At 74.5% G+C, this 11,139-nt stretch carries 7 protein-coding genes; 3 read left to right on the top strand and 4 right to left on the bottom strand.

The features are described from left to right. Positions 1-309 precede the first annotated feature (309 nt). From nrfD to fdh, 3 genes are read right to left on the bottom strand one after another with little or no spacing between them, the layout of a single operon-like run. Positions 310-1,323 (bottom strand): NrfD/PsrC family molybdoenzyme membrane anchor subunit, encoded by a 1,014-nt coding sequence (gene nrfD / locus ACFXGA_RS35795; RefSeq protein WP_378096046.1) that lies wholly within the window; start codon positions 1,321-1,323, stop codon positions 310-312. Beyond that, positions 1,323-2,219 (bottom strand): 4Fe-4S dicluster domain-containing protein, encoded by an 897-nt coding sequence (locus ACFXGA_RS35790; RefSeq protein WP_378096049.1) that lies wholly within the window; start codon positions 2,217-2,219, stop codon positions 1,323-1,325. Before ACFXGA_RS35790 ends, nrfD begins: the two co-directional genes overlap by 1 nt. A gap of 29 nt (positions 2,220-2,248) precedes the next feature. Further along, a complete protein-coding gene (gene fdh, locus ACFXGA_RS35785) occupies positions 2,249-5,599 on the bottom strand; it encodes a formate dehydrogenase (RefSeq protein WP_378096044.1) in 3,351 nt (1,116 codons plus the stop codon). 273 nt (positions 5,600-5,872) lie between these two features. Between fdh and ACFXGA_RS35780 the strand changes: the two genes are divergently transcribed. From ACFXGA_RS35780 to ACFXGA_RS35770, 3 genes are all read left to right on the top strand, one after another. Further along, a complete protein-coding gene (locus ACFXGA_RS35780) occupies positions 5,873-6,652 on the top strand; it encodes a CPBP family intramembrane glutamic endopeptidase (RefSeq protein ID WP_378096041.1) in 780 nt (259 codons plus the stop codon). 297 nt (positions 6,653-6,949) lie between these two features. Continuing rightward, positions 6,950-7,849 (top strand): DUF6801 domain-containing protein, encoded by a 900-nt coding sequence (locus ACFXGA_RS35775; protein WP_378096038.1) that lies wholly within the window; start codon positions 6,950-6,952, stop codon positions 7,847-7,849. A 239-nt stretch (positions 7,850-8,088) separates the two neighbouring features. Continuing rightward, the gene (locus ACFXGA_RS35770; protein ID WP_378096035.1) at positions 8,089-8,514 is read left to right on the top strand and encodes a hypothetical protein; all 426 of its coding nucleotides are present in this window, start codon (positions 8,089-8,091) and stop codon (positions 8,512-8,514) included. A 10-nt stretch (positions 8,515-8,524) separates the two neighbouring features. Here the strand turns inward: ACFXGA_RS35770 and ACFXGA_RS35765 are convergent, their stop codons facing one another. Further along, a complete protein-coding gene (locus tag ACFXGA_RS35765; protein ID WP_378096033.1) occupies positions 8,525-11,014 on the bottom strand; it encodes a hypothetical protein in 2,490 nt (829 codons plus the stop codon). Positions 11,015-11,139: the final 125 nt, after the last annotated feature.

The following is an 11,139-nucleotide window of genomic DNA, read 5'->3' as shown; positions in this document are numbered from 1 at the left end:
CGCCGGCGGCTGGTCCCGGGTCGGTGCGTGGTCCGGCGGCTGGTCCCGGGTCGGTGCGTGGTCCGGCGGCTGGTCCCGGGTCGGTGCGTGGTCCGGCGGCTGGTCCCGGGTCGGTGCGTGGTCCGGCAGCCGGTCCCACACCGGCCCCTGGTCCGGCGGCCGCGTCGATGGCGGCGGGTCCCTCGTCGTCCTCGACCGGCGGCGCGGAGAGCGTCATGCCCGGATTCTCGGGTGGAGCCGCCGGCCGCGCCTCGTGGTGGTCGGCCGCGCCGGCGGGATGCAAGCCGATCGCAAGGTCGGGCCCCGCGTTCACGTCGCGGCGGTCGGCGCTCCCCGGCTCGCCTGCCGCTCCCGCTGGGGCCGGACCACGTACTTCGGGTCCTCGGCCGACGCCACGCCCGCGTGGAAGACGCCGAACCGGGTGCACGCCGACCCGGCCAGCGACGCCAGCCCGCCGAGCACCGCGGCCGCGCGGGAGCGCCTGCCCAGCACGCCCCCGAGCACCGCGCCGGTCGCGGTGAGCGCGGCGGCGGCCTTCACCAGCCTCCCGCCCCGCCCGGTGCGCAGCGGCTCGGCGGCCAGGCCCATCCGCCGCACCATCACCTCCGTGGCCACCAGCTCGACCGCACCGCCGACGAGCGCGGCCCGCCGCGCGGGACCCGCCTGGTCCACCGGGGCCACGAGCAGGCCGAGACCGCCCGCCGCGCTCGCGGCCGAGCCGACGAACACGAACGGCATCTCGCGGTGGCCCTCGTGCCACGACGGCACGGCGGTGTCGCAGATCAGCGCCGCCGTGTAGGAGGCGACCGCCGGGCCGACCAGGGCCGCGCCGAACGTGGCGACCCGGCCGAGCACGCTGAACCGACCGGTCAGCGCGGTGACGGCGGCGAGGCCGGCCTGCGGCCCGTAGGCCACCAGCAGCCACGAGCCGACGCTCATCGGCGAGCTGGGCTTCACCACCCGCAGCATGTTGAGGAACCGCGCGGGCCGGCCCAGGTCGTGCACGAGGGCGTACAGCGAACCGGAGATGGCCACGAGCGCGCCCGCCTTGCAGCCCTTGGCCAGCGCGGGGCGGCCGGTCAGCTCGGCCCCGGCGGCCAGCACCGACGACGCGCCCGCCAGTCCGCCGAGGAACAGGTAGCCCGCGATGTCGCGCGCCGCCCAGGTCGGCTTGTTGAGCACGGGCTTGCCGTAGTAGGAGGTGAAGCGCGCGTCGGGCACGACGGCCCGCTCCCCGCGCCTGCCCCGCCGCCGTCGGCGCTCGCCACCGGTGACGGCGTCGCGGTCGGGCGGCGCGACCGGGTCGGCCGGCACGTCGGCCATCACGACCTCCCCAGGAAGGCGGCCGCGAGGCCGGTCAGCAGGGCGGCGGCGGCGATCCCGACGTGCTTCCACATGGCCGGCAGGTCACGAGTGGTGACGACCGGGTCCGGCGGCAGGCCGTAGACCTCGGGCTCGTCCAGCAGCAGGAAGAACGCGCCGGCGCCGCCCACGCCGTCGTCGGGGTCGTGCCCGTACAGCCGGGCGTCGGCGATCCCCGCCTCGTGCAGCCGCTCGACGCGCCGGGCGGCGCGTTCCCGGAGTTCGTCCAGCTCGCCGAACTGGATGGAGTCGGTCGGGCACGCCTTCGCGCAGGCGGGCTCCTGGCCCGCGCCGAGCCGGTCGTAGCACAGCGTGCACTTCCAGACCCGCCCGTCGTCCCGGCGCTGGTCGATCACGCCGTACGGGCAGGCGGGCACGCAGTACCCGCAGCCGTTGCAGATGTCCTCCTGCACCACGACGGTGCCGAACTCGGTGCGGAACAGCGCCCCGGTGGGGCACACGTCCAGGCAGGCGGCGTGGGTGCAGTGCTTGCACACGTCCGAGGCCATGAGCCAGCGGAACTCCGACCGGTCGCCGTCGCCCCGCTCGCCCGGCGTGGTGAACGCGGGCATGCCGAGGTCGGCGGTCCCGGCGGTCCGCGCGCCCCCGACCTGCGCGCCCAGGGGCTTGCGCTGCTCGACGAAGGCCACGTGCCGCCAGGTGTCCGCGCCGAGGCCCTGCGTGTTGTCGTAGGACATGCCGGTGAAGAGCAGCCCGTCGTCGGGGACGTGGTTCCATTCCTTGCACGCCACCTCGCACGCCTTGCAGCCGATGCACACGGTGGTGTCGGTGAAGAACCCGTAGCGCGGCGGCGGGTCGTCGTAGCCTCCCGCGCGCGGCGGGTCGTCACCGGTCAGCAGGTCCCGCAGGTCGAAGTCCACGGTGCTCACACCTCCGTCCCGGTGCGTTCGGTGATCCCGGCACGCCGCCGGTAGGCGCGCACCAGCGCGGGCAGCGCCGGGCCGCGCGGCCGCCGGCCCGGCCGGATGTCCGCGCTGAACGCCTTGACCTCCTGGATGTGGGAGCTGGGGTCGAGGCTGATCGAGGACAGCTCGTTGGCCGCGTCGCCGGCGCTCAGGCCGTTGGGACCCCAGTGGTAGGGCAGGCCGATCTGCTCCAGCACGCGGTCCTGCACCCGCAGGGGCGCGAGGCGGTCGGTCACCAGGACCCGGGTCTCGATGGCGCCGCGGGCCGTGACGATCGTGGCCCAGTCGCCGTTGACCAGCCCCTTGGCCGCCGCCAGCTCGGGGGAGACCTCGCAGAACAGCTCCGGTTGCAGCTCGGCCAGGTACGGCGTCCACCGGGACATGCCGCCCGCCGTGAAGTGCTCGGTGAGCCGGTAGGTCGTCACGACGTACGGGAAGACCTCGCTGCCCGGCTCGCCGCCGCCGGGCTGGTAGCGGTTGTGCTCGTGCGGGTAGACCAGGCGCGCGGGGTTGCGCCGCTGCCCGTACAGCGCGTTCGGGAACGGCGAGTCCTGCGGTTCGTAGTGGGTCGGCATGGGCCCGTCCACGACGCCCGCCGGCGCGTACAGCCACGCCTTGCCGTCCGACTGCATGATGAACGGGTCGATGCCCGAGAGCGCGGCCACGCCGGTGTCGCCCGGCGCGGGCCGGTAGTCCGGCGGCTTGCGCTCCTCGAAGTCGGGCACGTCGTAGCCGGTCCACTTGCCGGCCTCCGCGTCCCACCACACCAGCTTCTTGCGCTCGCTCCACGGCGTGCCGTCGGGGCGGGCGGAGGCGCGGTTGTAGAGGATGCGGCGGTTGGCGGGCCACGCCCAGGCCCACTCCGCCGCGATCCAGTCCTGCTCCCGGCCCGGTTTGCGGCGCGCGGCCTGGTTCACGCCGTCGGCGTACACGCCGCAGTAGATCCAGCAGCCGCACGTGGTGGAGCCGTCGGCCTTGAGCTGGGTGTACGCGCTCAGCGGCGCGCCGTCGGCGTCCCGCCCGTTGATCTCCGCCAGCACCGCTTCGGCGACCGGCTCGTCCAGCGGGCCCTCGGTCGGGTAGTCCCAGGTGAGGTCGAGGACCGGCCGGTCGCGGCGATCGGTCGACCCGGCCAGCTCGGCGCGGATGAGCCGCCCCAGGTGGTACATGAACCACAGGTCGCTGCGCGCGTCGCCCTTCGGCTCGACGGCCTGGTGGTGCCACTGGAGCATCCGGTTGGTGTTGGTGAAGCTGCCCGCCTTCTCGGTGTGCGCGGCGGCGGGGAAGAAGAACACCTCGGTGCCGATGTCCTCGGTGCGCAGCTCGCCGGTGCGGACCTCCGGTCCGTCGCGCCACCACGTCGCGCTCTCGGTCAGGGTGAAGTCGCGGACGACCAGCCACTCCAGGTTGGCCATGCCCTCGCGCTGCAACCGGGCGTTCGCCGAGCCGACGGCCGGGTTCTCGCCGAGCAGGAAGTAGCCCTTGCACGTGCCCTTGACCTGCTCCAGCACGGTGTCGTAGGTGCTGTGGCTGCCGGTGAGCCGGGGCAGGTGGTCGAAGCAGAAGTCGTTGTCCGGGGTGGCGGCGTCGCCCCACCACGCCTTGAGCAGGCTGACCGCGTACGCGTCCATGTCGGCCCAGAAGCCCTTGCGCGCGGCGTCGGCGCGCAGGAACGCGGCCAGGCCGTGCTGGTGGTGCGCGTAGGGCATGGGGATGTAGCCGGGGAGCAGGTTGAACAGCGTGGGGATGTCGCTGGAGCCCTGGATGCTCGCGTGCCCCCGCAGGGCCTGGATGCCGCCGCCGGGGCGGCCCATGTTGCCCAGCAGCAGTTGCAGGACGCACGCCGCGCGGATCATCTGGGAGCCCGTGGTGTGCTGGGTCCAGCCGACCGCGTAGACGAACTCGCTGGTCCGCTCGGGGCCGGAGTTCTCGACCAGGTGGCGGCACACCTCCAGGAACGTCTCCCGGGGGATGCCGCAGATCCGCTCGACCGCCTCGGGGGTGTAGCGGGCGTAGTGCCGCTTGAGGATCTGGAACACGCACCGGGGGTGTTGCAGGGTCTCGTCGCGTCGCGGCTCGCCCGCCATCGAGGTGCCGCCCGAGCCGTGCACCTCGCTGCGGCCGCTGGCCTGGACCTCGCCGGCGTGCCCGTGGTCGCCCTGCCCGTCGCCGCTGTGGTCGTCGCCGTCGTGGTCGTCGCCGTCGTGGCCGTTGTCGGTGTGGTCGTTGTCGGTGTGGCCGTTGTCGGTGGGGTCGCCCGGGGTCCGGTCGCGTTGCCCGGAGGCCGGCGCGACGTCCACCCCCTCGTACGACCAGGTGTCGAACGCGTAGTGCCGGGTGTCGTGGTCGAAGCCGGAGAACAGGCCGTCGAGGTCCTCGGTGTCGCGGAACTCCTCGGACACGATCGTGGCGGCGTTGGTGTAGTTGACCACGAACTCGTGGAAGTGCGCGTCCGTGCTGAGCACGTGGTTGATGATCCCGCCGAGGAACGCGATGTCGGTGCCCGCGCGGATCGGCACGTGCAGGTCCGCCAGCGCGCTGGTCCGGGTGAACCTGGGGTCCACGTGGATGACCTTCGCCCCGCGCGCCTTCGCCTCCATCACCCACTGGAACCCGACCGGGTGGCACTCGGCGAAGTTCGAGCCCTCGATCACGATGCAGTCGGCGTGCTGGAGGTCCTGGAGGAACGTCGTCGCGCCACCGCGCCCGAACGACGTGCCCAGGCCGACCACGGTGGAGCTGTGGCAGACGCGGGCCTGGTTCTCGACCTGCACCACGCCGAGGGCGGTGAGCAGCTTCTTGATGAGGTAGTTCTCCTCGTTGTCCAGCGTCGCGCCGCCGAGGCTCGCGATGCCCATGGTGCGGTTGACGGGGCTGCCGTCGTGCTCGTCCTGCCAGGTCTCGCGCCGGGTGCGCAGCACGCGCCGGACGACCATCCGCATCGCGGTGTCGAGGTCCAGCTCGCGCCAGTCGGTCGCGTACGGCGGGCGGTACAGGACCTTGTGCAGGCGGCTCGGGCCGGTGGTGAGCTGGAGCGTGGCCGAGCCCTTGGGGCACAGGCGACCCCGGCTGACCGGCGAGTCGGGGTCGCCCTCGACCTGCACGACCTCCCCGCCGCGCACGTAGACGTCCTGCCCGCAACCGACCGCGCAGTACGGGCAGACCGACTTGACCACCCGGTCCGCCGTCGCGGTGCGCGGCCTCAGCGTTCCGCTGCGCCGCGACTTCGCCGCGGCCGCCTTCCCGGCGCGGTCCTCGCCGCTGAGCTGGCGGTAGACCGGCCACGACCGCAACCACCGGCGCGCGTCCATGCCACACCCCTCGCCTCGGGCGGGATCCCGTCCCGCCGCTCCGCCGCGCCCGCCCTGCCCGCCGGCACGCCTCCGGCCGCCTACCCGTGGCGGTGGGCGGCAAACGCGGCGTCAGGCCACCGCACGGGCGGTTCACCGGGGTGGGTTACGGCCGTGCCCCGCCTTGCGGTTACCTGTCTTTTCCCCGGCGATGCGGCGAAGGGGCCCGCGCGTGGGTAAGGACAGGGCGGGAGCCGTGTCGCAGACGACGGCGCGGGCGACAGGAGGTGCCGGGTGCTGCCTCAGCGGTCGACCGGGGTTCACGACGCCGTCGCCGTCCCCGGTGGCGTGCGCGTGGGACTGCGGCTGGTCGGCGTGTTCGTCCTCGCCCAGCTGGTCATGCTCGTGGCGGCGTCGCTGGTGCTGGTGCCGTTCGCGCTGGCGGACCCGGACCTGCTGGCGGGCGTGCGGCTGCCGGCGTGGCCGCTGCTGGCCCTGCTGGTGGCGCCCGCGGTGGCGGCGGCGGTGACCGCGGTGCTCGGCACGGCCGTGGCCGGCGGCGGGCCGAGGGCCGGGCGGGTGCGGCGGGAGCTGGCGGTGCGCTGGGACTGGTCGGTCGTCGGCACCGGCCTCGTGCTGGGGCTCGGCGGCCTGCTGCTGACCGTGCCCGCGGCGGGCCTGTGGGCGGCGTGGGTCGGCGACGACCGGGCCGGTTCCGCGGTGGGTGACGCGTTCACCGGCCTGCGCCTGGACCCGCTGCCGGCCGCGCTGGCGTTCGTCGCGGTGTGGCTCGTCGCGCCGGCGGCGGAGGAGGTGCTGTTCCGGGGCGTGCTGTGGCGGGCGCTGGAGCACTGGCGGTGGCACCGCTGGGTGATCTTCGCGGTGACGACCGCGCTGTTCTCGGTCGCCCACTGGGAACTGCTGCGCACCCCGCTCCTGCTGGTGCTGTCGATCCCGATCGGCCTGGCGCGCCTGCTCACCGGCAACCTGCTGGCGGCCGTGGTGGCCCACCAGGTGAACAACTTCCTGCCCGCGGTGGCGATCCTGCTCGCCACCACCGGTGTGGCGGGCTGACAGCCGGGCACGGGACTTTCGGCGAAGCGTCCACAGTGGACTCGCCCGGTCGGTGGCGGCACCCGCTGGTCCGGGCCGGTCGGCGCACCGGGTGAAGCGCCGGGAGCAGTGCGCGGGACGGCGGTCGGCGCAACGGGATTGCCCCGTCCCGGCACGGCTTCGGTGAACCCGACGCCGAAGTTCGGTGGCACGTTGCCGGGGCGGGCGCGGCGCGGGGACGATCGGTCGGGACACCGCCAGTGTTGCGGTGGGGGCGCCGTTCTCCACGACCCTCCCACCACGTACGAGGGGAACACCATGCGACTGGACAGGAACCTGCGCCGTGCCGCCGTCGGGACGGCGGTGGCGGCGTTGCTCGGCGCCGGCGTGCCGACGGGGAGCGCGCACGCCGCGCCGTCGAGAACGGTCGGGTTGGAGGTGGACTACACGTGCGCGGTCGCGTCCGGGCCGCGGGTGGCGGTCGCCGCGGACGTCACGTTCGTCCTGCCGAAGGAAGGGATGTCCGGCGGGGACGTGCCGCACTTCGAGGCCGCGTTCATCGACGTGGACCTGGAACTGGACGTGGACCGGGCCGGGCTCGGCGGGCACGGCGGGGTGCGGCTGGACGGTGACAGCACGGCCACGCTCGCGGCGAGCTTCTCCGGGCCGGTCACGGTGCAGAGCCAGGCGGCGTTGACGTTCGCGCCCACGTGGGTCTCCGCGTCCGGCGGCGGGCTGCCGGTGACGGCGGCCGGCGGCTTCCCGGCGCTGTACCTCCAGCAGGCCGGCGCCTACGCCATCGACCTCGGCGACCTGGCGCTGTCGTTGCGCCCCGAGAAGGCCGACGGCACGCCGCTGGGGACGATCGACGCCACCTGCTCGCCCGACCCGGCGCAGAGCCGCCGGATCGGCACGCTGACGTCGGAGTCGAGCATCGTCGAGCACCCGGTGCGGCCGTCCCAGCTGCGGGTGACGGCGGTGACGCCCACCAGCGTCTCCCTGGCCTGGTACGCGACCTCGTGGTGGTTCGACACCCGCGGTTACGAGGTCTACCTCGACGGGGTGAACGTCGCGTTCGTGACCGACAAGCAGGCGACGATCACCGGCCTGGCGCCCGACGCGCAACACCGGGTCAAGATCGTCACGCGGGACGCGTACGGCTTCTCGTCGCCGCCGAGCCAGGGCCTGGTGTTCGCCACGCCACCCGCTCAGGGCTGATCGGCGACACCGGCCGGTACGGGCCCGGCCGGGCGAGCGCACACCCCCCCGCGCTCCACCCCTTCGGCGGAATTGTCGTCACTGTCCGTCTTCCCAAGCCCAGCATCACCCGATCGAGATGATGCTGGTGTCCGCCAATAGTGGGACCATGGGTGCCGACGGCGAGGCGCTCGTGTCGGCAGGGGAGTGGCGACAGCGAGCAGGGCCGAACGTCGTCGCATCGCACCGAGGGGGAAACGATGAGGAAGACGATGAAGGTCGCGGCCGTCCTGGCGACGGCCGCCACGTCCGCCGCGCTGATGACCGGCACGGCCGGGGCCGCCGCGCCGCCGTGGCTCAGCGACCCGGCGACGTGCGCCAACCCGCTCACGGCGGTCCAGCGCACGGTGTCCGACCGGGTGGTCCAGGTCCGCTACGGCAACTGCGGCGGCGTGCAGTACGGCTGGGGACGGATCCTGAACTACACCGGGCCCGAGTTCATCCGCTTCGAGGTCGACCTGAACGGCGACCGGGTCGCGGACGACTTCTCCACCTACACCGCGGGCGACCGCAACTACACGCAGGCGTACCCGACGAGCACGAGCCCGAACCGCGCCTTCCGCGCGTGCTACGTGGTCGACCCGAACGGCACCTGCACCGCGGGCAACTCCACCGCCTGGTGGTGACCGCGGCGCCTCACGGCGCGACCGCGGCGAGCAGCGCCGGGAGGAGCACCGCGTTCGGGCTCCCCCACGACGCCACCACCGCGGGCCGCGCCTCGCCGGCCCGGTGGATCGAGACCTGACCACCGGCGACCCGGACCTCGCCGACCTCGGACCACGGCAGGGGACCCACCCCGCCCCGGTGCACCCGCACGCCGCCGACCTCGACGGTCTCGCCACCGCGGACCCGGTCGGCGAGGCGGGCGACCAGCCGTGGTTCGAGGTGGCGGCGGGACAGCTCGACCAGGAACGCCCACGCGTCCGGCGGCGGCGCGTCCTTGCCGTCGGTGGGGAACTCCACGTCGATCGTGGTCTCCCGGCCGACCGGGTACGTGCCGACCGAGAAGTGCCACCGCGCGTGGTGCGAGCTGGGGGCGAGGAACCGCTTGGTCGTGGTGTGCACGCTCCCGTAGCGGACCCAGTCGACCCGGTCGAGCGGGATCGTCAGGTCGCCGTGGGCGATCTCCCGGGCGTCCGCGTGCAGCCGCCGGAGGCCGACCTTGGTGTCCAGCACCTCCGGCGTGTCGTCGGCGAGGTAGTCGGCGAGCCAGGCCGGCACCTCGCCGCGCGGGTACGCGGCCAGGTCCGCCCGGTAGTGCTCGGGCGGCAGCAGGTCCTCGCGGGGGAACGGCCGGTCGCCGTAGTCGTACTCCACGGCCGTCTCGCCCTGGTGCGTGACGGACAGCAGCAGGCGCCACCACGGCCCGGCGGGCATCCGGGCCGCGATGTCGCGTTGCCGGCGGACCAACGCCATGATCGCCTCCGGGACCGGCGCCGGGTCGTTCGGCCGGTCGGTCCGGAACCGCACCCGGCCGATCTCGGCGGACACGGTGACGGCGAACACCGCGTCGAACCGCCGCCACCCGGGCGGCCCGAGCCGGGCGAGCTGCTGCACGATCGGCTCGATCAGCTCCGACGCCTCGGCGGCGATCGCCTCCTCGGGAGGCGTGTCGACGATCGTGAAGCTCTGGATCGCCCCCTCCTCCCGGAGCCTCAGCGCCGCCCACTCCAGGTCGATCATGCCGTCCGCCGCGCGCTCCTCGGCGATGAACTCCTCCTCCGCCTGCCCGGGCGGGACGGAACTCGACGTCTCCTTGATCCGCCCGGAGTCCCCGACCAGGAACACCGACCGGCCCACCGGCAGGTCCAGGAACGCCATGGGGTCGCTCTCGTCGACCTCCACCGGCGCGTACACGCTCCACCCCGCCTCGAAGCGCTCCGCCACCAACCCCTCGGTGGGGTGGTCCAGGCCGCGCGACCGGATCCACTCCACCACCGACGCGATCGCGTGGCGCTCGTCCGTGACGACCGCGCCGTCCCGGGCCGGGTCGACAGGGCGCACGGTGGGGCGCTCGCGCTCCGGCGGCACGTCGAACGGGTCCGGGTCCCCGAACGCCATCCCGAACCACTCGGGGGAGCCCAGGCCGAGGCGGTCGAGGAAGCGGCGGTACGCGGCCGTGCCCGCCACGTCGAGGTGGACCACGTCCCGGTGGTTCCGGTCGGCGTCGATCGCGTACCGCAGCAACGCCTCCACGTCGGCGTCGTCGGACCACGACGTCCCCGTCAGCCTGTCGAAGAAGTCCTGTTCCTCCTCCTCGACGGCGAGCCGGCGCAGCTCCGCCAGGTCGGCGTCCACCCGCCCGTCGCGGCGCACGGCCACGAGCGCCGGGACCAGCTCGGCCACGCCGCAGGCCAGCCACGCGGGAGCCCGCCGGGTGCGGTCGGCGACGAGGCCGGTCAGGCGGGCCGCCGCGGTCGTCCCGGCGCTCCGCGACTCCAGGTAGTCGCGCGCCGCGTCGCCCGGGACGAGCAGCCAGCCCGAGGTGTCGACGTCGGGCAGCCGCGCCGGGTCGACCGGCGGCCAGGACTCCCACATCGCGTCAAGCGGTTCGTCCTCGGCGACGTCCTGCTCCAGGAACTCCAGGAACTGCTGGGACGACCAGGCGTCCGGGCGGCGGGCGACCAGGTGCCCCGTGCCGCCGAGCAGGTCGCCCAGCTCGCGCAGGCGACCGGTCAACCAGCCCGCGAAGTCCTTCTCGTGCCGGAGGGCACGGGCGAATGCCTCCACCGCGAGGCGGTCGTGGGCGGCGGTGGGCCGCGGTCCGCGCGGGCGGGCGAACCGGTCGAAGTCCGGGTGGGAGGGCGCCGAGAAGGCGTCCTCGCCGTCGGGCCGCGGCTCACCCGCGCCGAACCACAGGCACGCCTCCGCGAAGTGGGACCGCGCGTCCTCCGCCGGCTCGCTGGAGGACACCACGTCGATGCGCCCGGAGGCGCCCACCAGGAACACCGACCTCGTCATCGGCCGGTCCACGTCGTCCTCCGGGGCCCCGTCGGCGACCATCACCGGCGCGAAGACGCACCAGCCGCCCTGGAAGCGATCAACCCTCAAGTCTTCGGTCGGGTACGCGAGCCCTTCGGCCCGGATCCGTGCCACGACCAGCGAAATCGCCCGTGCCGCGTCCATCGACCAGCCCTTCCGCTCGCTGCGCGGGGGGGGGGGGGGGGCCCGCCGGGGCCCGCGCGCGGGCCCGGTTGGGGTGTGGGGCGGGGGGGGGGGGGTATAGGGTGGGGGGGGCGGCGGGTGGGGAC

The organism is Actinosynnema sp. NPDC059335, from assembly GCF_042752395.1.
Taxonomy (GTDB): domain Bacteria; phylum Actinomycetota; class Actinomycetes; order Mycobacteriales; family Pseudonocardiaceae; genus Actinosynnema.
Note: the sequence above shows the minus strand (reverse complement) of the source record. Positions and strands in the feature narration are given on the sequence as shown.